This window comes from Enterobacter genomosp. S, from assembly GCF_001631805.1.
Classification (GTDB): Bacteria; Pseudomonadota; Gammaproteobacteria; order Enterobacterales; family Enterobacteriaceae; genus Enterobacter; species Enterobacter quasihormaechei.
In genome coordinates this window covers 16,568-40,943 of the sequence record NZ_LVVA01000006.1, presented here as the reverse complement: position 1 = coordinate 40,943, position 24,376 = coordinate 16,568, and the positions used below count along the sequence as shown (strand labels likewise).

Annotated in this window: 25 protein-coding genes; 11 read left to right on the top strand and 14 right to left on the bottom strand. The window is 56.7% G+C overall.

What is annotated here, in order from left to right:
* Positions 1–94: 94 nt before the first annotated feature.
* Positions 95–625, top strand: coding sequence for a single-stranded DNA-binding protein SSB1 (gene ssb1 / locus A3466_RS06180; RefSeq protein WP_006810470.1), 531 nt, complete (start codon positions 95–97; stop codon positions 623–625).
* Positions 626–688: 63 nt separating this feature from the next.
* Here ssb1 and A3466_RS06175 read toward each other — a convergent pair whose 3' ends face one another.
* On the bottom strand, positions 689–970 hold the full coding sequence (locus A3466_RS06175) for a YjcB family protein (protein WP_022646751.1): 282 nt from the start codon (positions 968–970) through the stop codon (positions 689–691).
* Between the two features lie 288 nt (positions 971–1,258).
* Between A3466_RS06175 and A3466_RS06170 the strand changes: the two genes are divergently transcribed.
* Entirely contained in the window at positions 1,259–1,477 is a 219-nt protein-coding gene (locus A3466_RS06170; protein ID WP_063449851.1) for a hypothetical protein, read from the top strand.
* A gap of 264 nt (positions 1,478–1,741) precedes the next feature.
* Positions 1,742–3,307, top strand: coding sequence for an EAL domain-containing protein (locus A3466_RS06165; protein ID WP_063449850.1), 1,566 nt, complete (start codon positions 1,742–1,744; stop codon positions 3,305–3,307).
* A 6-nt stretch (positions 3,308–3,313) separates the two neighbouring features.
* Here the strand turns inward: A3466_RS06165 and soxS are convergent, their stop codons facing one another.
* Positions 3,314–3,640, bottom strand: coding sequence for a superoxide response transcriptional regulator SoxS (gene soxS, locus A3466_RS06160; RefSeq protein WP_003860277.1), 327 nt, complete (start codon positions 3,638–3,640; stop codon positions 3,314–3,316).
* A 98-nt stretch (positions 3,641–3,738) separates the two neighbouring features.
* Between soxS and soxR the strand changes: the two genes are divergently transcribed.
* The 4 genes from soxR to A3466_RS06140 all read left to right on the top strand — a co-directional run bounded on the left by soxR (position 3,739) and on the right by A3466_RS06140 (position 8,632).
* The gene (gene soxR / locus A3466_RS06155) at positions 3,739–4,197 is read left to right on the top strand and encodes a redox-sensitive transcriptional activator SoxR (RefSeq protein WP_023331806.1); all 459 of its coding nucleotides are present in this window, start codon (positions 3,739–3,741) and stop codon (positions 4,195–4,197) included.
* 316 nt (positions 4,198–4,513) lie between these two features.
* Positions 4,514–5,185: a glutathione S-transferase family protein gene (locus A3466_RS06150; RefSeq protein ID WP_063449849.1), complete on the top strand. Its 672-nt coding sequence runs from the start codon at positions 4,514–4,516 to the stop codon at positions 5,183–5,185.
* A gap of 297 nt (positions 5,186–5,482) precedes the next feature.
* Positions 5,483–6,832 (top strand): guanine/hypoxanthine transporter GhxP, encoded by a 1,350-nt coding sequence (gene ghxP / locus A3466_RS06145; protein WP_063449848.1) that lies wholly within the window; start codon positions 5,483–5,485, stop codon positions 6,830–6,832.
* Between the two features lie 153 nt (positions 6,833–6,985).
* Entirely contained in the window at positions 6,986–8,632 is a 1,647-nt protein-coding gene (locus A3466_RS06140; protein WP_063449847.1) for a Na+/H+ antiporter, read from the top strand.
* An 81-nt stretch (positions 8,633–8,713) separates the two neighbouring features.
* On the opposite strand, the gene A3466_RS06135 is transcribed toward A3466_RS06140, so the two are convergent.
* On the bottom strand, positions 8,714–9,601 hold the full coding sequence (locus A3466_RS06135; protein ID WP_063449846.1) for a LysR family transcriptional regulator: 888 nt from the start codon (positions 9,599–9,601) through the stop codon (positions 8,714–8,716).
* A 102-nt stretch (positions 9,602–9,703) separates the two neighbouring features.
* On the opposite strand from A3466_RS06135, the gene A3466_RS06130 reads away from it, so the two are divergent.
* Positions 9,704–10,114, top strand: coding sequence for a CidA/LrgA family protein (locus tag A3466_RS06130; protein ID WP_063449845.1), 411 nt, complete (start codon positions 9,704–9,706; stop codon positions 10,112–10,114).
* A complete protein-coding gene (locus tag A3466_RS06125; RefSeq protein WP_063449844.1) occupies positions 10,107–10,796 on the top strand; it encodes an LrgB family protein in 690 nt (229 codons plus the stop codon). Before A3466_RS06130 ends, A3466_RS06125 begins: the two co-directional genes overlap by 8 nt.
* Before the next feature lie 32 nt (positions 10,797–10,828).
* Here A3466_RS06125 and actP read toward each other — a convergent pair whose 3' ends face one another.
* From actP to acs, 3 genes are all read right to left on the bottom strand, one after another.
* Positions 10,829–12,478: a cation/acetate symporter ActP gene (actP, locus tag A3466_RS06120; RefSeq protein WP_063449843.1), complete on the bottom strand. Its 1,650-nt coding sequence runs from the start codon at positions 12,476–12,478 to the stop codon at positions 10,829–10,831.
* The gene (locus A3466_RS06115; protein ID WP_063449842.1) at positions 12,475–12,789 is read right to left on the bottom strand and encodes a DUF485 domain-containing protein; all 315 of its coding nucleotides are present in this window, start codon (positions 12,787–12,789) and stop codon (positions 12,475–12,477) included. The genes actP and A3466_RS06115 overlap by 4 nt, the downstream gene beginning before the upstream one ends.
* Positions 12,790–12,918: 129 nt before the next feature.
* Entirely contained in the window at positions 12,919–14,877 is a 1,959-nt protein-coding gene (gene acs / locus A3466_RS06110; RefSeq protein ID WP_063449841.1) for an acetate--CoA ligase, read from the bottom strand.
* A 423-nt stretch (positions 14,878–15,300) separates the two neighbouring features.
* Here acs and gltP point away from each other — a divergent pair, with 423 nt between their 5' ends.
* A complete protein-coding gene (gltP, locus tag A3466_RS06105; protein ID WP_063449840.1) occupies positions 15,301–16,614 on the top strand; it encodes a glutamate/aspartate:proton symporter GltP in 1,314 nt (437 codons plus the stop codon).
* Positions 16,615–16,688: 74 nt separating this feature from the next.
* Here gltP and A3466_RS06100 read toward each other — a convergent pair whose 3' ends face one another.
* The 3 genes from A3466_RS06100 to fdhF form a co-directional block, all read right to left on the bottom strand.
* Positions 16,689–17,363 carry a tetratricopeptide repeat protein gene (locus A3466_RS06100; protein ID WP_063449839.1) on the bottom strand — a complete coding sequence of 225 codons (675 nt, stop codon included), beginning with the start codon at positions 17,361–17,363 and terminating at the stop codon, positions 16,689–16,691.
* 121 nt (positions 17,364–17,484) lie between these two features.
* On the bottom strand, positions 17,485–17,637 hold the full coding sequence (locus A3466_RS06095; RefSeq protein ID WP_063449838.1) for a Hok/Gef family protein: 153 nt from the start codon (positions 17,635–17,637) through the stop codon (positions 17,485–17,487).
* 321 nt (positions 17,638–17,958) lie between these two features.
* Complete coding sequence (gene fdhF / locus A3466_RS06090) at positions 17,959–20,106, bottom strand: formate dehydrogenase subunit alpha (RefSeq protein ID WP_082830916.1); 2,148 nt, start codon at positions 20,104–20,106, stop codon at positions 17,959–17,961.
* A gap of 305 nt (positions 20,107–20,411) precedes the next feature.
* On the opposite strand from fdhF, the gene yjdP reads away from it, so the two are divergent.
* Positions 20,412–20,735 (top strand): DDRRRQL repeat protein YjdP, encoded by a 324-nt coding sequence (gene yjdP, locus A3466_RS06080; RefSeq protein WP_058652447.1) that lies wholly within the window; start codon positions 20,412–20,414, stop codon positions 20,733–20,735.
* An 82-nt stretch (positions 20,736–20,817) separates the two neighbouring features.
* Here yjdP and phnP read toward each other — a convergent pair whose 3' ends face one another.
* From phnP to phnL, 5 genes are read right to left on the bottom strand one after another with little or no spacing between them, the layout of a single operon-like run.
* Positions 20,818–21,576 (bottom strand): phosphonate metabolism protein PhnP, encoded by a 759-nt coding sequence (gene phnP, locus A3466_RS06075; RefSeq protein WP_063449835.1) that lies wholly within the window; start codon positions 21,574–21,576, stop codon positions 20,818–20,820.
* A gap of 9 nt (positions 21,577–21,585) precedes the next feature.
* Positions 21,586–22,020 (bottom strand): aminoalkylphosphonate N-acetyltransferase, encoded by a 435-nt coding sequence (phnO, locus tag A3466_RS06070; RefSeq protein ID WP_063449834.1) that lies wholly within the window; start codon positions 22,018–22,020, stop codon positions 21,586–21,588.
* Complete coding sequence (gene phnN / locus A3466_RS06065; RefSeq protein WP_063449833.1) at positions 22,013–22,564, bottom strand: ribose 1,5-bisphosphokinase; 552 nt, start codon at positions 22,562–22,564, stop codon at positions 22,013–22,015. Before phnN ends, phnO begins: the two co-directional genes overlap by 8 nt.
* Positions 22,561–23,697 (bottom strand): alpha-D-ribose 1-methylphosphonate 5-triphosphate diphosphatase, encoded by a 1,137-nt coding sequence (gene phnM, locus A3466_RS06060; RefSeq protein ID WP_063449832.1) that lies wholly within the window; start codon positions 23,695–23,697, stop codon positions 22,561–22,563. The genes phnN and phnM overlap by 4 nt, the downstream gene beginning before the upstream one ends.
* On the bottom strand, positions 23,694–24,374 hold the full coding sequence (gene phnL, locus A3466_RS06055) for a phosphonate C-P lyase system protein PhnL (RefSeq protein ID WP_063449831.1): 681 nt from the start codon (positions 24,372–24,374) through the stop codon (positions 23,694–23,696). Before phnL ends, phnM begins: the two co-directional genes overlap by 4 nt.
* Positions 24,375–24,376 lie beyond the last annotated feature (2 nt).

Here is a 24,376-nt window from a genome sequence, read left to right as displayed (position 1 = left end):
CTCTGGAACATGCTACGCAACTATCAAAGTGTCGCATGGAAATGGTACACTCGCGCGTTTACACTATTAAGAAACGTATTCAGGAGACACGAACATGGCCAGCAGAGGCGTAAACAAGGTGATTCTCGTCGGTAATCTGGGCCAGGACCCGGAAGTACGCTACATGCCGAGTGGTGGCGCAGTTGCCAACATTACGCTGGCTACTTCCGAATCCTGGCGTGATAAAGCGACCGGTGAAATGAAAGAGCAGACCGAATGGCACCGCGTTGTGCTGTTTGGCAAACTGGCTGAAGTGGCCGGTGAGTATCTGCGTAAAGGCTCTCAGGTTTACATTGAAGGCCAGTTGCGTACCCGCAAATGGACCGATCAGTCCGGTCAGGAAAAATACACCACGGAAGTGGTGGTGAACGTGGGCGGCACCATGCAGATGCTGGGTGGCCGTCAGGGCGGTGGCGCACCGGCAGGTGGCGGTCAGAACCAGCAGCAGGGCGGCTGGGGCCAGCCTCAGCAGCCTCAGGGCGGCAACCAGTTCAGCGGCGGCGCGCAGTCTCGCCCACAGCAGCAGTCTGCTCCGGCACCGTCTAACGAACCGCCAATGGATTTCGACGACGATATCCCGTTCTGATATCCAGACGCGTAAAGCACAAAAAAACCCAGACACCAGTCTGGGTTTTTTATTAACAGGCTATCAGGTAATCACCATCGGCCAGTCTGGTGGGGTATGGCTCATGGCTTCAACCATCACCACTTTGATGTTTTCCCAGACGGCGGCCATATCCACCAGCGTAATGCCGAGCAGACCTGTCGCGAACCAGCATGCGGCCCCCAATCCCAACAGGGTGCTAATCACAGCAAGACCTGCGTAGTCTGACTTTCGGAACTGAATGTTTAACGTGCTGGCCAGGAACATCAAAACCGCGCTCAACAACGGCCAGCGCAGGAGCACCATGCTGGTGGTAATGGTTGCCATATAACCCATCCTCGACAAAACAGACGAACTGAAATGAAACAATGTTTCTCGTTACATAAGATATGTGAACTATATCACATTTGCTGTTTTATTCGCCAGTGTCTGCGTAGAGTAAAAGTGGTTTTATAACTCAGGAAAATATATCGTCGATGCTCACATCAGCGTCTGCGGTGAATTTTTATATTTAATTCATTCAGATAGCAAAACCTTTGCAAAACGCGATCGGCAGTATAGCGTTTACAGCAGTCAGTCTATCGATTAATGACCTGTGAAAGATAAAGGCGCGAGATGACTAACGACAGCATGCACGCCCTGGCGAAGCTGACGTCGCAACGCAACGTGCACTGGGGGCAAGCCCCTCCTGAGTCCGCTGACGAGCCGCGCATGGCTGAAGTGTGTCAGGGGCAACGGGATACTTCAGCCATACTGATGCGTGCCGATAAAGCATTATATGACGCCAGACGTACGGGAAGAGGAAAATCGATTCTGGCATCTGATTATTTATAAATCAGCAGAAGAAAAAATAGCAGGCTATTTCAGTTAAGGTACTTTAACGCCCATCGCGAAGAATTATTCTTCTTATCGAAAACGAAACCAATACTTTTAGTTTGGCTTACGGGAGAATATTATCGGCATCACGAATTTTAGGATTTTTAATAGCAAAAGTCAGTTGCTAACTTCCTGTGATTCATGCAACGTAATCGCCTGTTTATCAAAGCAGCCGGCCTTCATTGCTACAGGCGTACATTATGCAGGGATACAGAGCGGGAAATGAATCGTAGCGCGCAGCGCAAGATGCTCAAAATGGCAGGGATTATCATGGTAGTTATGCTGCCGGTGATGCTTGCGCTATGGTTTGCCCAGCTGAGAGCCGAGTCGGAAATCAGCTCCCAGCTGCGCACGTTTGCTGAACTGGCTTTAAACAAAACTGAACGGGTTATTCAACAGGTTGATCTGGCCCGGAAAGACGCGGAAAAATATCAGGGCAAAGTTTGTACGCCGGCGCATCGTCAATATATGTTGAACGTTTCCCGCGGTCGTCTTTTTGTTGCTGATTTAATATATGCTGAAGGCCAGAATTTTCTCTGTTCAACCATTTATACACCGGACCACCCTTACACCATCCCCGCAGCCAATTACACACGGAAACCTGACGTTTCCATCTATTATTTTTGCGATACGCCATTTTTTAATGGCTATAAAATGATATATGTGCAGCGTGGAAATTATGTCGTCGTGGTCAATCCGCTATCGTACAGTGAGGTGATGTCAGACGATCGTTCCCTGTCGTGGGGAGTATATGATACCGTCAGCAATGCATTCTTTTCCGTTAGCCAGAAAGCCAATATCCCTTTATTGCATTCGATGATTCGGCATGAGGAAACGACTTTTCAGCAGGATGATCGTTTTTATACGATCGTGAAATCCGGGCAGCGACCCATTGCGGCCATCGTCTCAACGTCCAGTGCCCGTTTTTATGAAACGCTTTATCACCAGGCTACCCTGACGCTACCGTTGGGGATGATTTGCAGCATAATTATTCTGCTGGTGTGGTCGCGTACACACCGCGAATTCAATTCGCCTGGCCGTCTTCTGCAACGGGCGCTGAATAATCGCCAGCTGTGCGTACATTATCAACCCATTATTGATATTAAAAATAATCAGTGCGTGGGGGCGGAGGCGCTATTGCGCTGGCCTGGATTTAACGGGCAGGTCATGAGCCCGGCCGAATTTATTCCGCTGGCAGAAAAAGAGGGCATGATCGCGCGCATCACCGATTACGTCGTGGAGGAGGTGTTCAGCGATCTTGGGTATTTTCTTGCCGCTCATCCCGATCTGTATGTCTCGATTAACCTGTCGGCTTCGGATTTCCATTCCTCGCGTCTTATCGCCCTGATCTCAGATAAAGCCCGCTTTTACTCGGTTCGCGCGCAGCAGATCAAAATAGAGGTGACGGAGCGGGGGTTTATCGACGTGCCAAAAACCACGCCGGTTATCCAGGCGTTTCGCCAGGCGGGTTATGAGGTGGCGATCGATGACTTCGGAACCGGCTACTCAAACCTGCATAATCTCTATTCCCTGAATGTCGATATTCTGAAAATCGATAAATCTTTTATCGATACCTTAACCACTAACAGCACCAGCCACCTTATTGCTGAGCACATCATAGAGATGGCGCAAAGCCTGCGGTTGAAAACCATTGCTGAAGGGGTGGAGACCGCCGAGCAGGTGGGCTGGCTGCTGAAGCGAGGCGTGCAGTATTGTCAGGGATGGCACTTCGCAAAAGCGATGCCGCCCCAGGCATTTATGGCCTGGCAGCAGCAATCCTCGCGTTAACGCGCATTAATTAAGCTGGTGGCGGTAGTCGCTCGGCGTCCGGTCAAACTCGCGGCGGAAGACGCGGGAAAAGGTCTGCTGCGACACATAGCCCAGATCCATTGCGATATCAAAAATGGGCCGCTGCGTTGAGCGTAACGCCTGCGCCGCCAGCAGTAGCCTGCGCTGGCGAATGTAGTCACCCAGCGTTTGATGCATCACGGTGCGGAACATTCTCTGTAAATACCATTTCGAATAGCCCGACTTCTTAGCGACCACATCAATGTTCAACGGCTGGTCGATATGTTCATCAATCCATTCAATAAGCGTCTGAATAATTTGCTGATGCGACATAAGGTTGCCCCTCTGTAGATACAACTTTCTCGGTTGATTCGTCGTTTTCTCTGCGGGGGAGTATAATTCCTCAAGTTAACTTGAGGTAAAGAGGTTTTATGGAAAAGAGATTGCCGCGCATTAAAGCGCTGTTAACCCCCGGCGAAGTGGCAAAGCGAAGCGGTGTTGCGGTATCGGCGCTCCACTTCTATGAAAGCAAAGGGTTAATTAAAAGCATCCGTAACGGCGGAAACCAGCGCCGCTATACCCGTGACGTGCTCCGCTACGTGGCGATTATCAAAATTGCGCAACGCATCGGCATTCCCCTGGCGACAATCGGTGAGGCATTCGGCGTGTTGCCGGAAGGGCATACGCTTAGCCCGAAAGAGTGGAAAGAGCTTTCATCCCAGTGGCGTGAAGAGCTGGACAGGCGTATCCACACGCTGGTGGCCCTGCGCGATGAACTGGACGGCTGCATTGGCTGCGGGTGTTTATCACGTAGCGACTGTCCGCTGCGTAACCCGGGCGACAGGCTGGGCGAGCAGGGAACGGGGGCGCGTCTGCTGGAGGAGGATTGAGATTCTGCGGCCCCTTCGCCGGGTAAGCGCAGCACCACCCGGCAACAAGCATAAAGAACTAAAGCGCCACTATGGGCGCTTTAGTTTTTTCCGGTCTTTGTCTTTCTCTCTATCCCGCTGGTTCACGGGAGGGTTTCCCCCGACATCAGTACCCCTCGTGTCGAGCTTGTGGAGGAGGTTCCGGTTTGTACTGACACTTTAATTTTATGCTCAGCCGCCGTTTTTGCCACCGCAGACGATCGGATTTTAGCCGAATTTTTTTCGTGAACTTGTTCAGTTTTCTATAGTTAAAAAGTATCAATCAACGGAGAACATCATGCTAACGGTACACCACCTTAACCAGTCTCGTTCCCATCGCGTCCTCTGGGCGCTGGAGGAGCTGGGTCTGACGTACGACATCGTGCGCTACCAGCGCGAAAAAACCATGCTCGCGCCAGACTCGCTCAAAAAAGTGCATCCGCTGGGAAAATCCCCGGTACTCGAAGATAACGGACTGGTTCTGGCCGAATCAGGGGCGATTCTGGAATATCTTCAGGAAACGTACGATCCGGAGTCACGATTCAAACCGTTAGATCCCGCCAGCAAGGTGCAGTACCGTTTCTGGCTGCATTACGCCGAAGGATCACTGATGCCGCTGCTGCTAATGAAGCTGGTGTTTAACAGCCTCGGCAAGCCTCCGGTACCGTTTGGCCTGCGCACGCTGGGCAAAGCGCTGGGGCAGGGAGTGCAGAAAGCATATCTCAACCGCCAGCTGGAAACGCACGCGCGCTTTATTGACGCGCATCTTGCCGAAAACCCCTGGTTTGCCGGCGACGCGCTGTCCATGGCGGATATCCAGATGAGTTTTCCGATCTTCGCCCTGCTGGCGCGGGGCGGTATCGACAACCTCAGCCACATCGCAGCATGGAAACAGAACGTGGAGGCGCGCCCAGGCTGGCAGACCACGCTGGAGAAAGGCGGCCCGCTGACCATTCCCGGCGAGGCGTGAAATGTAACGAAATTGCGCACGGACGATAACGTTTGCGCATCCTCTGCTTAATTCTTCATCGCCATGAGGTGATTTTAGCGAAAAACGAGAAAGTTCAGTTGAAAAGGGCGGGTATTAGGCTAGATAATCGTTTGCCTACATTTGACCACCCGTTTTGTAAGCGCGGAGCTAAACGTTTGCTTTTTTTGTGACGCCCCTTTCGTCGCAAACGCAGCACAAGGATTTGACGTTTCGCTGGCAGTGGAGTCTCCACCACGCTTACGGACTTTCAATAAAAATTTTCAGGGGATGTTTTCTATGTCTACGCCATCTGCGCGTACCGGCGGTTCACTTGACGCCATGTTTAAAATTTCTGCTCGCGGCAGTACCGTGCGCCAGGAAGTTGTTGCCGGTCTGACCACGTTTCTGGCGATGGTGTACTCCGTCATCGTGGTGCCGGGCATGCTCGGCAAAGCCGGCTTCCCACCCGCGGCGGTCTTCGTTGCCACCTGTCTGGTAGCGGGCGTTGGCTCCATTGTGATGGGGCTGTGGGCGAACCTGCCGCTGGCGATCGGCTGCGCCATCTCCCTGACCGCGTTTACCGCTTTCAGCCTGGTGCTGGGCCAGCAGATCAGCGTCCCCGTAGCGCTCGGCGCGGTGTTCCTGATGGGCGTGCTGTTCACCGTGATTTCTGCCACCGGCATCCGCAGCTGGATTTTGCGCAACCTGCCGCAGGGCGTGGCGCATGGCACCGGTATCGGTATTGGCCTGTTCCTGCTGCTGATTGCTGCCAACGGCGTGGGGCTGGTCATCAAGAATCCGCTGGACGGCCTGCCGGTTGCGCTGGGTAACTTTGCGAGCTTCCCGGTGATCATGTCGCTGGTGGGGCTGGCGGTGATTATCGGCCTGGAAAAACTGAAGGTGCCGGGCGGCATTCTGCTGACCATTATCGGCGTGTCCATCGTCGGTCTGATCTTCGACCCGACCGTTCACTTCTCCGGTATTTTCGCCATGCCATCGCTGAGCGACGACAACGGCAACTCCCTGATCGGCAGCCTGGATATCGTCGGCGCGCTGAACCCGGTGATCCTGCCAAGCGTGCTGGCGCTGGTGATGACGGCGGTGTTTGACGCCACCGGGACCATCCGCGCGGTGGCGGGGCAGGCTAACCTGCTGGATAAAGACGGCCAGATTATTGACGGTGGCAAAGCGCTGACCACCGACTCCCTGAGCAGCGTCTTCTCTGGTCTGGTGGGCGCGGCGCCTGCGGCGGTGTACATCGAATCCGCAGCGGGTACAGCAGCAGGCGGTAAAACCGGCCTGACGGCCATCACCGTTGGCGTGCTGTTCCTGCTGATCCTGTTCCTCTCTCCGCTCTCCTACCTGGTGCCTGCGTATGCGACCGCGCCAGCGCTGATGTACGTCGGCCTGCTGATGCTGAGCAACGTGGCGAAAATTGACTTCGCGGATTTTGTCGACGCCATGTCCGGCCTGATCACCGCAGTATTCATCGTGCTGACCTGTAACATCGTGACCGGCATCATGATCGGCTTCGCCTCGCTGGTGATTGGCCGCCTGGTCTCCGGTGAGTGGCGCAAGCTGAACATCGGCACCGTGGTGATCGCCGTTGCGCTGGTCGCGTTCTACGCGGGCGGCTGGGCAATCTAAATTATCCATTGATGCGAAAACGGGTGGCTCATGCCGCCCGTTTTTATTTTCAGGACTCATCCCGTTGCCTTTTGCGTTACTCTGGAGAGGATAGAATAAGAGGCACGACGCCTCAGGTTTGGCTTAAAAAGAAACACAGCAAACAGGGAACGCATGGAAATTTTCTTCACAATACTCATCATGACCCTTGTGGTCTCATTATCCGGGGTGGTTACACGCGTACTGCCCTTCCAGGTCCCCCTGCCTTTAATGCAAATAGCCATCGGCGCGCTGCTGGCGTGGCCGACGTTCGGTCTGCACGTGGAGTTCGATCCGGAACTTTTCCTCGTGCTGTTTATCCCGCCGCTGCTGTTTGCCGATGGGTGGAAAACGCCGACGCGCGAATTTCTTGAGCACGGGCGAGAGATCTTCGGCCTGGCGCTGGCGCTGGTGGTCGTTACCGTGGTCGGGATAGGTTTCCTGATCTACTGGGCCGTACCGGGTATCCCGTTAATTCCCGCCTTTGCGCTGGCCGCCGTGCTGTCTCCGACCGACGCCGTGGCGCTGTCCGGCATCGTAGGCGAAGGACGCATACCAAAGAAAATCATGGGCATTTTGCAGGGTGAAGCGTTGATGAACGACGCTTCCGGTCTGGTGGCCCTGAAGTTTGCCGTGGCGGTAGCCATGGGCACCATGGTCTTTACCATTGGTGGCGCCACCCTGGAATTCTTCAAGGTGGCGATTGGTGGGATCCTCGCAGGCTTTGTGGTGAGCTGGCTGTACGGTCGTTCACTGCGCTTCCTCAGCCGCTGGGGCGGCGATGAACCGGCGACGCAAATTGTTCTGCTGTTCCTGCTGCCGTTTGCCTCTTATCTGATTGCCGAACATATCGGCGTGTCGGGTATTTTGGCAGCGGTAGCCGCGGGGATGACCATCACCCGCTCCGGCGTGATGCGCCGCGCGCCGCTGGCGATGCGCCTGCGTGCAAACAGTACCTGGGCGATGCTGGAATTTGTCTTTAACGGCATGGTCTTCCTGCTGTTGGGTCTACAGTTGCCGGGCATTATGGAATCTTCGCTGATCGCGGCAGAAGCCGATCCGAACGTTGAAGTCTGGATGCTGTTTACCGATATCGTGCTCATCTACCTTGCGCTGATGCTGGTGCGTTTCGGCTGGCTGTGGACGATGAAAAAGTTCAGCGTCCGCTTCCTGACGAAAAAGCCGATGGAGTTCGGCTCCTGGACCACGCGCGAGCTGCTGATTGCCTCTTTCGCCGGCGTACGCGGGGCGATTACCCTTGCCGGTGTGCTCTCCATTCCGCTGCTCCTGCCGACGGGCGACGTCTTCCCGGCGCGTTACGAACTGGTGTTCCTGGCGGCGGGCGTGATCCTCTTCTCGCTGTTCGTCGGCGTGATTATGCTGCCGATTCTGCTGCAACACATTGATGCGGGTGACTCCTCGCAGCAGCATAAAGAAGAGCGGATTGCCCGTGCGGCGACGGCGGAAGTCGCGATTGTCGCCATTGAGAAGATGGAGGAGCGTCTGGCAGCCGATGCCGAAGAGAACATTGATAACCAACTGCTGAAGGAAGTCAGTTCACGCGTGATTGGTAATTTGCGCCGTCGTGCTGACGGACGTAACGACGTGGAAAGTTCGTTGCAGGAAGAGAACCTCGAGCGTCGTTTCCGCCTGGCGGCGCTGCGCTCCGAGCGTGCCGAACTGTATCACCTGCGTGCGACGCGTCAGATCAGCAACGAGACGCTGCAAAAGCTACTGCACGACCTGGATCTGCTGGAAGCGCTGTTGATAGAGAATCAGTAGCGCGTGGTTGCCCGGTGGCGCTGCGCTTACCGGGCCTACATTCGAACCGTAGGCCGGGTAAGGCGAAGCCGCCACCCGGCACTATTCAGACCGCACCCAAAATCCCTCACAACATTGCAGCCACGCCTGTGCGCTGTGCGACAGATACACCCCTTCACGCCAAATCATCCCCAACTGCCAGTGCAGGTCGCTCTCCAGCGGGATCCAGCGCAGCGTGTTTTTATCCAGCCGTTCGCAAATCGGCTGCGGCAGAATGGCAATCCCCACGCCCGCCTGGACCATTGCCGCGAGGAAATCCCACTGGCCGCTGCGCACCGCAATGCGGGGCTTCACGTTATGGTGATTAAACAGCGCCATCAGCTGTCGGCTTAAGGCGAAATCTTCGTTGTAAATCAGCAGCGGGTGCTCGCCGAGCCGCTCGGGGTTCACCGACTCAACCTTCAGCCAGTCGCCGGAGCGGGGCACCAGCACGCACAGCGGATGGCTGAACAGCGGCAGCGTTGCCAGCCCGCTCTCTTCCTCTACGGGAAGGGCCGTCATGGCCACGTCCAGCTCGCCGTTGATCACCGCCTGCTGCACGGTCAGGCCGCCAAACTCAGAAATTTTAAGCTCAACGCCGGGGTAGCGCTGGCGAAAGAGGCTTATTGGTCCGGCCATCATCATGCCGACCATCGGCGGAATGCCGAGCCGCAGCAGCCCTTTTGTCAGGTGATTGATGTCGCCAAGCTCGGCCTCCAGCTGGCGGAACTCTGCCAGGATCGCCAGCCCACGTTCGAACACCACGCGGCCGGTATCGGTCAGCAGCAGCTTGCGTCCGTCACGAATAAGCAGGGTACAGTTCAGCTCGTCTTCGAGGTTTTTCAGCATCTTGCTGATGGTGGGCTGGGTAACGAACAACTTCTCCGCTGCGCGGGTAAAACTTTGCTGGCGAACCACCTCGACAAAATAGCGCAGCGTTCTTATGTCCATGATTATTCCTCGAAACTATACCTTCGATGATTTTAATTCATTTCAGTCGATGACGTACGCTCACTATACTGGCGCCTCGTCTCAATTCTGAGGAAAAAAACCATGGCCGTGGCGTTAAGCCGTGTTACGCCTGCCGTTGTGCAACGACTCCAGGTCCCTTTTCAGGTACTGCTCTACGCGGGACTGTTTGTTTTTGCGGAATATCTTGTCGACTGGCTGCACCTGCCTTTACCCGCTAACCTGGTGGGGATGGTGCTGATGCTGGCGCTGATCCTCTGCCGCGCGTTGCCCCTCAGCTGGGTGCGCGCCGGCGCGCGCTGGCTGCTGGCGGAGATGCTGCTGTTTTTCGTTCCAGCCGTAGTGGCGGTGGTGAACTATGCGCAGCTGCTGATGGTCGACGGCTGGCGCATCTTCGCGGTTATTGCCCTGAGCACGCTGATGGTGCTGGGGGCCACCGCCTGGGTGGTGGATAAGGTGTACCGGTTCGAAATCAGCAGGCAAAAGCATGACTAACTTTCAGATAAGCGTGCTGTGCCTGATCGTGACGGTCGCCATCTACTTTGCCAACAAGCGCCTGTATTGCCGCTTTCGCACGCTGCCGCTGATGCCGCTGGTCTTCACGCCCATCCTGCTGGTGCTGATGCTGGTCTTCGGCCATATCTCCTGGCAGAACTACATTGGTGAATCCCACTGGCTGCTGTGGCTGCTCGGCCCGGCGACTATCGCCTTTGCGGTGCCGGTGTATGACAACCTGGCGATTATCAAACGCCACTGGATGTCGCTCAGCGCGGGCGTCGTCACCGCGACGGTGGTGGCGGTCTGTAGCTCCGTCTGGCTGGCGCGGCTGTTTACCCTCTCCGATGAAATTCAACGCAGCCTGGCCGTACGCTCGGTGACCACGCCGTTTGCGCTGGCGGCCGCCAAACCGCTCGGCGGGCAGCCGGATCTGGTGGCGCTGTTTGTGGTCGTCACCGGCGTATTCGGCATGGCGGTGGGCGATATGCTGTTTCTGCGGCTGTCTATTCGGGAAGGGATGGCGAAAGGGGCGGGCTTTGGCGCGGCGTCGCACGGTGCGGGAACGGCGCGTTCGTATGAACTCGGTCAGCAGGAGGGCGTGGTGGCAAGCCTGGTGATGATGCTCTCGGGCGTGACGATGGTGCTCATCGCGCCGCTGGTGGCGTGGGTGATGTTTTAAGCTCCCCGGCCAGCATGACCGGGGAGAAAGGCTTAGTGCGCGCGGCCCTGCTCAACGCCCAGGCCGGTCTGCGAGCGGATAAACTGGGCGCGGAATTTCTCACGCTCCAGGTTACCCTCCGGCGAGTTGTCGGTGGCCGAGAAGAACCAGATCCCGATAAACGCCACGGCAATGGAGAACAGCGCCGGGTATTCATACGGGAAGATAGCGCTTTCGTGACCAAGGATCTGCACCCAAATTGTCGGGCCGAGGATCATCAGAACCACTGCCGTCAGCAGCCCCAGCCAGCCGCCTATCATCGCCCCACGGGTGGTCAGTTTGGACCAGTACATGGAGAGCAGAATGATTGGGAAGTTACAGCTTGCCGCAATTGAGAAGGCCAGTCCCACCATAAAGGCGATGTTCTGTTTCTCAAACAGGATCCCCAGCAGAATAGCGACCACGCCCAGCACCAGCACGGTGATTTTGGAAACCTTCAGCTCGTCGCGCTCGCTCGCGCCTTTACGGAAGACGTTGGCGTAGAGGTCGTGCGATACCGCAGACGCGCCCGCCAGCGTCAGTCCGGCGACCACCGCAAGGATGGTGGCGAAGGCCACGGCGGAGATAAAGCCGAGGAACAGGTTGCCGCCCACCGCGTCGGCCAGGTGCACCGCCGCCATGTTGTTACCGCCAATCAGCGCGCCCGCCGCGTCTTTAAACGCCGGGTTCGCGCCCACCAGCATGATCGCGCCGAAGCCGATGATAAAGGTCAGGATGTAGAAGTAACCCATAAAGCCGGTGGCGTAGAAGACGCTCTTACGCGCTTCACGCGCGTCTGACACCGTGAAGAAACGCATCAGAATGTGCGGCAGGCCAGCGGTACCAAACATCAGGCCGAGACCGAGAGAGAGCGCGGATATCGGATCTTTCACCAGCCCGCCCGGGCTCATGATCGCTTCTCCTTTCGGGTGGACAGCCATCGCTTCGGTGAACAGGTTATTGAAGCTGAAGCCGACGTGTTTCATCACCATGAAGGCCATAAAGCTGGCGCCGAACAGCAGCAGCACGGCTTTGATGATCTGCACCCAGGTGGTGGCCAGCATGCCGCCGAACAGAACGTACATCACCATCAGTACGCCCACCAGCACCACCGCGACGTGGTAGTTCAGGCCGAAGAGCAGCTCGATCAGCTTGCCTGCGCCCACCATCTGGGCAATCAGGTACAGCGCCACGACCACCAGCGAACCGCAGGCGGACAGCATGCGGATAGGGCCTTGCTTCAGACGGTAGGAGGCCACGTCTGCAAAGGTGTAGCGACCAAGGTTACGCAGGCGCTCGGCAATCAGGAACAGAATGATCGGCCAGCCGACGAGGAAGCCGAGGGAGTAGATCAGACCGTCGTAGCCGGAGGTGTAAACCAGCGCGGAGATCCCGAGGAACGAGGCGGCAGACATGAAGTCACCCGCAATTGCCAGCCCGTTCTGGAAGCCGGTTATGTTGCCGCCCGCGGTGTAGTAATCGTTACGGGAGCGCACGCGTTTCGATGCCCAGTACGTAATGTACAGCGTCAGTACCACGAAAATCAGGAACATGACGATAGCCTGCCAGTTGGTGGGCTGTCGCTGAACCTCGCCGGTAAGGGCATCCGCCGCCTGGGCGGCAAAGGGAAGTGTGGCGGCAAGCGCCGTCAGGACTCGCTTCATGATGCTTTTACCTCTTGCAGCACTGCTTTATTAAGACGATCGAATTCACCGTTCGCACGCCAGACGTACACACCCGTCAGCACAAACGAAATAACGATAACGCCAATGCCAATCGGGATACCGCGCGTAACGCTGGTTCCGGCGTGCAGCGGCGTACCAAGCCACTGCGGTGCAAAGGCGATCAGCAGAATAAAGCCGACGTAGATAATCAGCATGATGATGGAAAGGATGAAGGCAAACCGTTGCCGTTTTTCGACGAGCTCCCTGTAGTGCGCACTATTCTCTATCTGCTGACAAATATCGTTATTCATCACAGAAATCTCCAGAGGTAAGGTTGGTTTGTTTTAGTTCCCTCTCCCCTAAGGGGAGAGGGTGAGGGGAGGAAGGTGCGGTCTGATGCCCTCACCCCGGCCCTCTCCCACGGGGAGAGGGAGAAAAAATTATGAAGGCGTTGCGATGGCCTGCTTCTCTTCGAGCAGTTTGTCCACCACGCCAGGATCGGCAAGCGTTGAGGTATCGCCGAGGTTGCTGGTATCGCCTGCCGCGATTTTGCGCAGGATGCGGCGCATAATCTTGCCGGAACGGGTTTTCGGCAGCGAGTCGGTCCAGTGCAGTACGTCCGGCGTGGCAAGCGGGCCAATCTCTTTACGTACCCAGTTGCGCACCTCGGTATACAGCTCCGGCGACGGTTCTTCACCGTGGTTCAGCGTGACGTAGGCGTAAATCGCCTGGCCCTTGATGTTGTGCGGAATGCCGACCACCGCCGCTTCGGCAATCTTCGGATGCGACACCAGCGCGGACTCAATCTCTGCCGTACCCAGACGGTGGCCGGAAACGTTCAGCACGTCGTCCACGCGTCCGGTGATCCAGTAATAACCGTCTTCATCCCGGCGCGCGCCGTCGCCGCTGAAGTACATGTTTTTGAAGGTCGAGAAGTAGGTCTGCTCGAAGCGCTCATGGTCGCCGAACAGGGTGCGTGCCTGGCCTGGCCAGGAATCGACGATCACCAGGTTGCCTTCGGTGGCGCCTTCCTGCGGATTGCCTTCGTTGTCTACCAGCGCAGGCTGCACGCCGAAGAACGGGCGCGTGGCCGAACCGGCTTTCAGCTGCGTAGCGCCCGGCATTGGCGTGATCATGAAGCCGCCGGTTTCGGTCTGCCACCAGGTGTCCATCACCGGGCACTTCTCGTTGCCGATTTTCTTCCAGTACCACTCCCAGGCTTCCGGGTTAATCGGCTCGCCTACGGAGCCGAGGATGCGCAATGAGGAGCGGTCAGTGCCCTCGATGGCCTTATCCCCTTCCGCCATCAGCGCACGGATTGCCGTTGGCGCGGTGTAAAGAATGTTAACCTGGTGCTTATCAACCACCTGGCACATGCGCGCCGGGGTCGGCCAGTTCGGTACGCCCTCAAACATCAGCGTCGTTGCGCCGCACGCCAGCGGGCCGTACAGCAGGTAGCTGTGACCGGTGACCCAGCCTACGTCTGCGGTGCACCAGTAGATGTCGCCCGGATGGTAGTCGAAAACGTATTTAAAGGTCGTCGCGGCGTATACCAGATAGCCGCCGGTAGTGTGCAGTACGCCTTTCGGTTTACCGGTTGAGCCTGAGGTATAAAGAATAAACAGCGGATCTTCCGCGTTCATCTCTTCAGGCTGATGCTGGTCACTCGCGTTTTCAATCAGGTCGCTCCACCACAGGTCGCGCCCCTCGTGCCAGTCGATCTTGCCGCCGGTACGCTTGAGGACAATGACGTTATTGATGGATTTTACGTTCGGGTTTTTCAGCGCTTCATCGACGTTTTTCTTCAGCGGAATACCGCGCCCGGCGCGCACGCCCTCGTCAGCGGTGATCACCAGCTTCGAATTAGAGTCAACGATGCGTCCGGCAACCGCTTCCGGCGAGAAGCCGCCGAAGATCACGGAGTGGATCGCACCGATGCGCGCGCAGGCGAGCATAGCTACCGCGGCTTCCGGCACCATGGGCATATAGATAGCCACCACATCGCCTTTTTTAATGCCCTGGGCCAGCAGCACGTTGGCGAAGCGGCAGACGTCGCGGTGCAGCTCTTTATAAGAGATATGTTTGCTCTGAGAGGCATCGTCGCCTTCCCAGATAATGGCCGTTTCGTTGCCGCGCTCGGCAAGATGGCGGTCCAGGCAGTTCGCCGCCAGGTTCAGCGTGCCGTCTTCATACCATTTAATGGAGACGTTACCTGGCGCGAAAGAGGTGTTCTTTACCTTCTGATAAGGTTTGATCCAGTCGAGGATGTGGCCCTGCTCGCCCCAGAACGCGTCAGGGCTGGAAATAGACTGCTGATATTTCTCCTGGTACTGCTCCGGGCTTATCAGGCAACGGTCCGCAATGTTTGCGGGAATGTCGTGTTTGTGTATTTGGCTCATGGCTTTTTTTCTCCTTGTAAGATGTTAATAATATGTCGCAAAAACGTTAATAGTAGGGGCTTTACAAGCTTTGTTTAGTATTTGGGCGACAGATCACGCATTGTCTGAAGCGTATGAAAATTGAGCGAATGAAACTTTGAAGGGAAATAATCCATCAGAAGAATTATTCACTTTTTTGCAGTGAAAATATTTTGTATAACAAACGGTTATTTATGCGAATTGCTATAAATTACCGCCAGTGACCCTTTTTGCAGTGAAATGCCTTGTTCTTTAAGGCTTGCGCAGCATGCCGTGCAAATGATACTCATACGGCGCGTTAAAAAATCCCATAAACCAACGCAACACAATTCATACCCTTTCAGTATGTCTCCATATTCATGCAGTTTTGCTGGTGCGGAGATTTCATTGAGGAAGTCAGTTTCTATGAAAAATTTGAAAGTCAGCCTGGCCTGGCAGATCCTGCTGGCCCTTGTGCTGGGCATCTTGCTGGGCAGTTACCTCCATTATCATAGCGACAGCCGCGAGTGGCTGATTGCGAACCTTCTCTCCCCTGCGGGCGATATCTTTATTCATCTGATCAAGATGATTGTGGTGCCCATTGTGATCTCGACGCTGGTGGTCGGTATTGCCGGGGTAGGTGATGCGAAACAGTTAGGCCGCATCGGTGCAAAAACCATTATCTATTTCGAAGTGATCACCACGGTTGCCATCATTCTTGGCATCACCCTGGCGAACGTATTCCAGCCAGGTTCCGGGATTGATATGTCGCAGCTGGCGACGGTGGATATTTCGAAATATCAAAGTACGACCGCTGACGTGCAGAGCCACGCTCACGGCCTGATGGGCACGATCCTGTCGCTTGTGCCGACCAACATTATCGCGTCGATGGCGAAAGGCGAGATGCTGCCGATCATCTTCTTCTCGGTGCTCTTTGGTCTGGGGCTCTCCTCCCTGCCGGCAACGCACCGTGAGCCGCTGGTGACCGTGTTCCGCTCTATCTCCGAAACCATGTTCAAAGTCACCCACATGGTCATGCGCTATGCGCCGGTTGGGGTCTTTGCGCTGATTGCCGTGACCGTGGCGAACTTCGGTTTTGCCTCCCTGTGGCCGCTGGCGAAGCTGGTGATCCTGGTGCACTTCGCCATTCTGTTCTTCGCGCTGGTGGTGCTGGGGATTGTGGCGCGCCTGTGCGGGCTGAGTATCTGGATCCTGATCCGCATCCTGAAGGATGAGCTGATTCTGGCATACTCCACCGCAAGCTCCGAGAGCGTGCTGCCGCGCATTATCGAGAAGATGGAGGCGTACGGTGCGCCAGCGTCGATAACGAGCTTCGTGGTGCCGACCGGCTACTCCTTTAACCTGGATGGCTCGACGCTGTACCAGAGTATTGCGGCGATCTTTATCGCGCAGCTGTACGGCATTGACCTGTCGCTGTGGCAGGAGATCGTACTGGTTCTGACGCTGATGGTGACCTCAAAGGGCATCGCAGGCGTGCCGGGCGTCTCCTTCGTGGTGCTGCTGGCGACGCTGGGCAGCGTGGGTATTCCGCTGGAAGGCCTGGCGTTCATCGCCGGTGTGGACCGTATCCTCGACATGGCGCGTACCGCGCTGAACGTGGTGGGTAACGCGCTGGCGGTGCTGGTTATCTCCAAGTGGGAACATAAATTCGACCGTAAAAAGGCGCTGGCGTATGAACGCGAGGTGCTGGGTCGTTTTGATAAGACGGCTGACCAGTAACATCCTAAGCCCGGTGGCGCTGCGCTTACCGGGCCTACGGGTTGCCGGGTAAGGCGAAGCCGCCACCCGGCACATTATTCTCCGCTCAACGCATCAAACTCCTCACACCCCGTATCAAACCCTTCGGTACAGCTCAGGTTCAGCCAGTAGAGCGCTTTCTGCTTATTCGGCGTGATAAAGCCTTTCTCTCCCTGCTGGAACAGCATCCCTGCCCAGTACTCCGCATAGCCGGTACGTGACAATGACGAGCTGCGTTTAAACCACGATGCGGCCTGCGCGTCATCCTGAGGGACGTCAATACCGTTGGCATAAATCAGCCCCAGCAGCAGCTGTGCGTCCACCGCCGCGTCGCTATCGATATCTTCGGTCGCCGATTGCAGGAGCTTGATGGCCTGGGGATAGTCGGTTTTACCCGCCTGCGTGTTCACCAGAATACGCGCCAGCATAATTGTGCCGCGCTTGCTGCCTGCGATGGTGGCCTGCTGCGCCAGCGTTTTGGACTGAGCATAATCCCCCTGCGTAAAGAGGATCTGCGAGAGTAACCCCATAGCGTCGACGTCACCGCCTTTCGCGGCTTTCTCGGCCCACAGCGCTGCCTGCATTTTGTCACCGGAGCTCAAGTATGTATCGGCGAGATAATACTGCGCGCGCGCATTGCCCGCTTCAGCCTGCTTTTTATACTGGCCGCCAATCTCATCGGCATGGGCAAATGCGGTTAAAAAGAACAACATCAGAAAAAGGGTTTTCATGGATTCTTATCATCTGGGTACACGCCGCGCAGTATAATCGCGGCGACAGAAGAAAAAAACGGGTGCGTTAAGACCTCAGCATCCCACAAGCCGGGCGGAACACGCGTTCCGCCCGAAGAGGTTAGTCCGCGGCGCAGGCTAATTTTGCCGCCACCTCCTGATGTTCACTCTTTATTGAAAACTCACATAACTTATCGCGAGTAATAAAGGTAAAGATCACTATCGTCAGGCAAATAATAAAGACGATGCCTAACGCAGTTTTTAATGGCGTCATGCCTTTTACTCCTTGCTTACAAAAGAATAAGAGGCTACTCTCAACCTGTTGGTAGTTGAGGGGTAGCCTCGGGTAAATGCAAATTTCCCGGGGCTTTCCACTTTCTGTCCCTCAACAATGCTCAAGACAGAAAGTCTTAAGCACTCGCCGCATATCTTATCCCTTTGAATTAAAATGCAAAGATGTAATTTATTTCCGCGCAAAATTACATTTTTCTGCGAGACGCTTTCAGAAAAATATATAGATGTAATTCATATTGGTGCCAGAAATAATAATGGGGTGAATAATTCACCCCATTTAGTCAGCGATTATTTAACAGCATTAACCCATTGCGCTTTCACGCAGTCGGGCCTTCAGCTTGTTATATTCGTCGATCACATACTGTTCCGCCGCGTGCTGGTCCGCAATCGGCTCCACGTTGACGGCGCAGTATTTATACTCCGGCGTTTTGGTTATCGGGCTGAGGTTCTCCGTCACCAGTTCGTTACAGGCGCCAATCCACCACTGGTAGGTCATGTAGACCGCCCCTTTGTTCGGACGGTCGCTGACCTGCGCGCGGGTAATGACGCGGCCTTTACGCGAGTTCACCCACACCAGCGCTTCATCTTCAATACCGAGCCGTTCGGCGTCGGCGGTGTTGATCTGCGCGTAGCCCGGCTCGTCCGCCAGCGCCGCCAGCGCGGCACAGTTGCCGGTCATTGAACGGCAGGAGTAGTGGCCCACTTCGCGCACGGTGGAGAGCACCATCGGAAACTCGTCAGTGAGTTTATCGATCGGCGCGACCCAGTCGCAGGTGAAGAACTGCGCCAGCCCGTTCGGGGTATCGAATTTCTCCTTAAAGAGATAAGACGTCCCCTGGTCGGCCTCCGACTCGTCCCGGCACGGCCACTGGATATACCCCAGCTCGCCCATTTTTTCATAGGTGGCCCCGTAAAAATCCGGGCAGAGATGGCGCAGCTCGTCCCAGATCTCCTGGGTGTTGTTGTAGTGCATCGGGTAGCCCATGCGGGTGGCGATTTCGCTGATGATCTGCCAGTCGGTTTTCAGATCCCACTTCGGCTCGACCGCCTTAAAGAAGCGCTGGAAGCCGCGGTCTGCCGCCGTGTAGACACCTTCGTGTTCGCCCCAGGAGGTCGACGGTAAAATCACATCCGCCGCCGCCGCAGTTTTGGTCATGAAGATATCCTGGACAATCAACAGCTCCAGATCCTCAAAGCCCTTACGCACCGCGGACAGCTCGGCGTCGGTCTGGAGCGGATCTTCACCCATGATATAGGCCGCCCGCACTTCGCCGTGCGCCGCGCGGTGCGGCAGCTCGCTGATGCGGTATCCGGTGTGTGCCGGCAGGCTTTCCACGCCCCAGGCCTTCGCAAACTTCTGGCGGTTTTCCGGGTACTTCACGTACTGATAGCCTGGATACGTGTCCGGCAGCGCGCCCATGTCGCACGCGCCCTGCACGTTATTCTGACCGCGCACCGGGTTCACGCCGACATGCGCTTTACCCAGATTTCCGGTCAGCATCGCGAGGCTGGTCAGGGAACGCACGGTTTCCACGCCCTGATAGAACTGGGTCACACCCATACCCCACAGAATGGCGGCGGTTTTGGCCCCAGCGTACATGCGTGCGGCCTGGCGGATCGCCTGCGCGCTCACGCCGGTTATCACCTCTACCGACTCCGGCGTGTAGCCTTCGACAATTTTCCGGTACTCTTCAAAACCTTCCGTACGCGTGGCGACAAACGCCTTGTCGTACAGGTTTTCCTCAATAATGACGTGCCCCATCGCGTTCAACAGCGCGATATTCGAGCCGTTTTTCAGTGCGATGTGCATATCGGCAATACGCGCGGTTTCGATTTTGCGCGGATCGCAGACGATGATTTTCGCCCCGTTCTGTTTAGCGCGAATCACGTGGTTCGCGACGATGGGGTGAGAATCCGCCGGGTTATAACCGAAGATAAACACCAGATCGGTGTTATCTATCTCATTGATGGCATTGCTCATTGCGCCATTACCGACCGACTGGTGCAGACCTGCAACCGATGGGCCGTGTCAGACGCGAGCGCAGCAGTCGACGTTATTGGTACCAATAACGGCGCGCGCGAATTTTTGCATCACATAGTTGGTTTCATTCCCCGTCCCGCGTGAGGAGCCGGTGGTCTGAATCGCATCCGGGCCATACTTGGCCTTGATGGCGCTGAGGCGCATGGCGACATAATCCAGCGCTTCATTCCAGGAGACGGCTTCCAGCTTGCCACCGCGCTCGCGGCGGATCATGGGGGTTTTCAGGCGCGGCGTGAGGATTTGGGTATCGTTAATAAAATCCCAGCCGTAATACCCTTTCAGGCACAGCGTGCCCTGATTGGTTTTACCCTGCGCCGCTTCCGCCCGGACGATTTTGCCGTTATCGACCACCAGGTGGATCTTGCAACCTGAGGCACAATAAGGGCAAACCGTGACGACCTTTTTCATCACTTTGCTCCCGTTAAACAGTTCTTACCTGCCCTTTATGCAGCATCTATGCCATGTTTTTAATGTGGGTATTTCCTGACGTTACGGCCGTTTGCGGAGCAAAACCCTGACGAAAAACAGCCAATCGTCAAAATTGACGTGTCGAAAGGGCAGGGATGTGACGTGGATTGAATTTCCGTCACGTAAAAAAGATGTCGGCAAGCCTGAGCGGCGCTGCGCAGATGAGGGCAATTTGAGATTCCTCCGCTACTCCCGCCAATAGCCAGTTATTACCTTAAGGCCAGTTCACCTGCGAGTCTGGCCTTATGAAACGTTACTCTACCGCCCTGTTATTTGGCTTGCTGACTTTAACCAGCCAGCTGGCGCATGCCGATGTGATTGATGATGCCATTGGCAATATTCAGCAGGCGATCAACGACGCCTATAACCCCGGCAGCAGCCGTAATGACGATGACGACGATCGTTATGATCGCAGCCGTCAAACCGACAGCCGACAGTACGACGATCGTCGCCGGCAGTTAGAGGATCGACGCCAGCGTTTAGACGAGCGTCAGCGCCAGCTGGATGACGACAGGCGTCGGTTAGAAGAAGATGAGCGTCGGTTAGAGGATGATTACGATCGAGGCTAAAGCCTGGTGGCGCTTCGCTTACGCGGGCCTACAAAACCCTGGAGCATAGGCCGGGTAAGGCGCAGCCGCCACCCGGCAGAACTCAGTCGAGAACCAAAACCATCCCGTCATATCCCGCTTCAATGCCGTCCGGCAGCGGGTTATCCATCATCCACGCGTCAAACTGATGGCTGATATGCGTCAGGATCACCTGCGGACAGCCAATCACCTCGTTCAGGGCCATCACCGTATTTAAATCACAGTGGTTGCGCGGCGTTTCCGGACGCGGTTCATGGCTACAGTCGATGATTATCGCCTGCGGCTGGTTGTTAAGCAGAAACGTCACCGTTTTATCCGGCAGTCCGGCGGTATCAGATAGCCACGCCACGCGGCTGTGGGCGGACTCCAGCAGATAGCCAAACGTGAGTTTAGAATGGTTTAGCGGCAGCGGCGTCACCCGCAGGCCCTGTAGCTCAAACATCACGAACGGCTCGACCGTGTGGCTGAAATCCAGGATGCCCGGATGTTTGAACAGATCGTCACAGCCTGCCTCGTCTGGTGGACCGTAGACAGGAATGGTGGCGCCAACGCCCCAGCGCAGGGGGAAAAGCCCCTGAACGTGATCCATATGATAGTGGGTAAGTAAAAACTGCTGGAAGCTGCCCGCAGGCCAGTCGTCCATCAGGTGCGGAATACCCGCGTCCAGCAAGGTGACCGCATCGTTGAATTTGATCGCCGCGCTACAGGGGCGACGGCGATAATTTTCCTGCAAGCGCGCCCTTCGGCACGCGGCACAGTCGCAGCCAAACACCGGCACCAGCTGCGCGCTTCCGGTTCCCGTTAACGTGATGGTCAGACTCATAACGCACCTCTACAGCGATTTGGTGAAGCGGAAATGGCTTTGCGTATACCCTTCACGAACATAAAAACGGTGCGCATCCACGCGCTTCACGCTGGTGGAAAGTTCGGTCAGCTCGGCACCTGCCTGCCTCGCGATGTCCTCTGCCCAGGCCAGGAGCTGGCTGCCCACTTTCAGTCCGCGCGCCTGCGGCATCACCACCAGCTCCTGGATCTCGCCGATCCAGCGGGCATGGTGCAGGTGAAATTGCATGTGCAGGCCGATCATGCCGATGACCTGCCCGTCCAGCTCGGCAAGCTGGTAGCGCATATTGTGATCCTGAAGGTTGGCCAGGAATCCGGCGTGAAACGCCTGGTGATCGAACTCTGCCTGCTTCAGTTCACAGATCAGGGCGTAAACAATTTGTGCATCGTCGGCGGTGGCGGGGCGAAGCTGGCAGTCAGGCATGCTGTCTCTCCTTCTGGCGAATAAGCGATAAAAAGGTCTCGACTGACTGTAGCAAACTTCCGTCGTTGTTGAGGACGTGACAGCCCGACGGGGTGTAGCGCGCCGCACGTGCCAACCGCTGGTCGATCTCACGCGCATTTTCGCGCCCCCGGCTTTGCAGGCGGCTGCGCAGAATATCCGGAGAAACCTGCAAACAGACCGGCAGCAGCGCCGCTTCGTACCGGGCTATGGCCTGCGGCAGATGTGCGCGTGAACCGTTGACCAGCACGTCAAAGCCCGCGTGCAGCCAGAGGTCGATCTCGATGCCGAGGCCGTAATAAAAGCCGTTCGCGTGCCAGCTCAGCGCCAGCAGGTTTTGCCCGGCGCGGGTAAAAAACTCCTGCTCGCTGAGGGCGATATGGTTTTCACTCCCGGCGTTTGCCGCGCGGGTAATGTAGCGATGCGCCACCAGCAGCTGTGAATGTTCCCGCTGCCGTAACGCCGACAGCAGGCTATCCTTCCCGGAGCCGGACGGGCCCATTAACCAGATGAGTCTTCCCATCAGAACACCCTTTTTCCCTGACGCCAGACGTGGTCGATATGAACGTGCTCGCCCTTGCGGTGCGCCAGCACCAGGTCTGCCCGTTTGCCTTCGGCAATCTCACCGCGATCGTGAAGGTTGAGCGCGCTGGCCGGGTTTTTCGTCACCAGACGGATCGCCTGCGGCAGCGTGAAGCTGTTACCTTCATCGTCCGCCACCCGGAACGCCGCGTCCAGCAGGCTGGCGGGGTAGTAGTCAGACGAGAGGATATCCAGCAGGCCAAGTGAAGCGAGTTTGCTTGCCGCCACGTTGCCGGAGTGCGAGCCGCCGCGCACGATGTTCGGCGCGCCCATCAGCACGTTCATACCGTGCTCACGGGAGGCTTCAGCCGCCTCAAACGTGGTGGGAAATTCGGCGATCACGCTACCAAGCTGGTGGGATTCCCGTACGTGATCGTGTGTGGCGTCGTCATGGCTGGCCAGCGCGATGTTGCGGTCGCGGCACATCGCGGCAATGGAAAGGCGGTTCGGCTGCGACCACCGGGCTGCCAGCGCCAGCTGCTCTTCTTCATAGCGCGCCATCTCCGCATCGCTGAGTGAATACTTGCCCTGATAGTATTCGCGATATTTTTCAATGTTGGCGAACTGGCGCTGCCCCGGGGAGTGATCCATCAGCGAAACCAGCGACACCGGCTCGCGCCCGACCAGCTTTTCAAACAGCGGTAGCGTGATGTGGTGTGGTAGCTCGCAGCGCAGGTGCAGGCGGTGCTCGGCGCGGTTGAGGCCGCGCTTTTGCGTCTCTTCCACGGCGTTGATCATCTTTTCCAGATTTTCCAGACGATCGCCGCCGTCGCGCACGTCGCCGATCGCCACCGCGTCCAGCACCGTGGTGATACCGCTGGCGACCATCAGCGCATCGTGGCTGCTCATCGCCGAATGGGCGGGCCAGTCCACCTTCGGGCGTGGGGTGAAGAATTTATCCAGATTATCGGTGTGCAGCTCAATCAGCCCCGGCAGCAGCCAGCCGCCTTCGCCGTCCATCGCCTCCGGGGAGCGGCTCTGGGTTTCGGCAAACGCGCGGATGACGCCGTCCCGGACATCAATCGAGCCGTTTACGACCTCATTTTCCAGCACCAGCCTGACATTATTGATAATCATACGTTTGTCCCCATTGGGTGCAGCCTGTCCGCTACGCGATTGCGGACGGCGTCGTCGTGGAAGATCCCGACGATCGCCGCGCCGCGCGCTTTGGCCTGTTCGATCAGATCCATCACCGCTGCGCTGTTTTTAGCGTCGAGCGAGGCGGTGGGTTCATCGAGGAGCAAAATCGGGTAATCGACGATAAAGCCGCGCGCGATGTTCACGCGCTGCTGCTCGCCGCCGGAAAAGGTCGACGGGGCGAGGTGCCACAGACGCTCCGGCACGTTGAGGCGCGTCAGCAGGCTGGCGGCTTTAGCAGCGCAGGTTTCGCGCGGGACGCCAAGATCCAGCAGGGGCTGCATCACCACGTCCAGGGCGGAGATCCGCGGGATCACCCGCAGGAACTGACTGACCCAGCCGATCGTTGTACGGCGCACTTCCAGTACTTTGCGCGCAGGGGCCTGGACCAGATCGATCCATTCATTGTTATGGCGAATATGGATATGGCCTTCGTCCGGTAAATAGTTAGCGTACAGGGAACGCAGCAGAGTGGATTTCCCGCTGCCGGAATGGCCATGCAGCACCACGCATTCGCCGCCGCTGACCTCTAACGAGGCATTTTGCAGTACCGGCAGGCGGACGCCGTTTTGCTGGTGGAGCACAAAGGTCTTACTGACATTTTCAACGTGGATCATGT

Coding starts and splice junctions, on each gene's coding strand:
- phnM (WP_063449832.1), bottom strand. CDS start 23,697: ATGATTATCAATAATGTCAGGCTGGTGCTGGAAAATGAGGTCGTAAAC.
- A3466_RS06115 (WP_063449842.1), bottom strand. CDS start 12,789: ATGAATAACGATATTTGTCAGCAGATAGAGAATAGTGCGCACTACAGG.
- A3466_RS06175 (WP_022646751.1), bottom strand. CDS start 970: ATGGCAACCATTACCACCAGCATGGTGCTCCTGCGCTGGCCGTTGTTG.
- actP (WP_063449843.1), bottom strand. CDS start 12,478: ATGAAGCGAGTCCTGACGGCGCTTGCCGCCACACTTCCCTTTGCCGCC.
- A3466_RS06170 (WP_063449851.1), top strand. CDS start 1,259: ATGACTAACGACAGCATGCACGCCCTGGCGAAGCTGACGTCGCAACGC.
- gltP (WP_063449840.1), top strand. CDS start 15,301: ATGAAAAATTTGAAAGTCAGCCTGGCCTGGCAGATCCTGCTGGCCCTT.
- A3466_RS06125 (WP_063449844.1), top strand. CDS start 10,107: ATGACTAACTTTCAGATAAGCGTGCTGTGCCTGATCGTGACGGTCGCC.
- yjdP (WP_058652447.1), top strand. CDS start 20,412: ATGAAACGTTACTCTACCGCCCTGTTATTTGGCTTGCTGACTTTAACC.
- ssb1 (WP_006810470.1), top strand. CDS start 95: ATGGCCAGCAGAGGCGTAAACAAGGTGATTCTCGTCGGTAATCTGGGC.
- soxR (WP_023331806.1), top strand. CDS start 3,739: ATGGAAAAGAGATTGCCGCGCATTAAAGCGCTGTTAACCCCCGGCGAA.
- A3466_RS06165 (WP_063449850.1), top strand. CDS start 1,742: ATGAATCGTAGCGCGCAGCGCAAGATGCTCAAAATGGCAGGGATTATC.
- ghxP (WP_063449848.1), top strand. CDS start 5,483: ATGTCTACGCCATCTGCGCGTACCGGCGGTTCACTTGACGCCATGTTT.
- A3466_RS06130 (WP_063449845.1), top strand. CDS start 9,704: ATGGCCGTGGCGTTAAGCCGTGTTACGCCTGCCGTTGTGCAACGACTC.
- acs (WP_063449841.1), bottom strand. CDS start 14,877: ATGAGCCAAATACACAAACACGACATTCCCGCAAACATTGCGGACCGT.
- A3466_RS06135 (WP_063449846.1), bottom strand. CDS start 9,601: ATGGACATAAGAACGCTGCGCTATTTTGTCGAGGTGGTTCGCCAGCAA.
- A3466_RS06140 (WP_063449847.1), top strand. CDS start 6,986: ATGGAAATTTTCTTCACAATACTCATCATGACCCTTGTGGTCTCATTA.
- A3466_RS06150 (WP_063449849.1), top strand. CDS start 4,514: ATGCTAACGGTACACCACCTTAACCAGTCTCGTTCCCATCGCGTCCTC.
- phnO (WP_063449834.1), bottom strand. CDS start 22,020: ATGCCTGACTGCCAGCTTCGCCCCGCCACCGCCGACGATGCACAAATT.
- phnL (WP_063449831.1), bottom strand. CDS start 24,374: ATGATCCACGTTGAAAATGTCAGTAAGACCTTTGTGCTCCACCAGCAA.
- soxS (WP_003860277.1), bottom strand. CDS start 3,640: ATGTCGCATCAGCAAATTATTCAGACGCTTATTGAATGGATTGATGAA.
- A3466_RS06095 (WP_063449838.1), bottom strand. CDS start 17,637: ATGACGCCATTAAAAACTGCGTTAGGCATCGTCTTTATTATTTGCCTG.
- A3466_RS06100 (WP_063449839.1), bottom strand. CDS start 17,363: ATGAAAACCCTTTTTCTGATGTTGTTCTTTTTAACCGCATTTGCCCAT.
- phnP (WP_063449835.1), bottom strand. CDS start 21,576: ATGAGTCTGACCATCACGTTAACGGGAACCGGAAGCGCGCAGCTGGTG.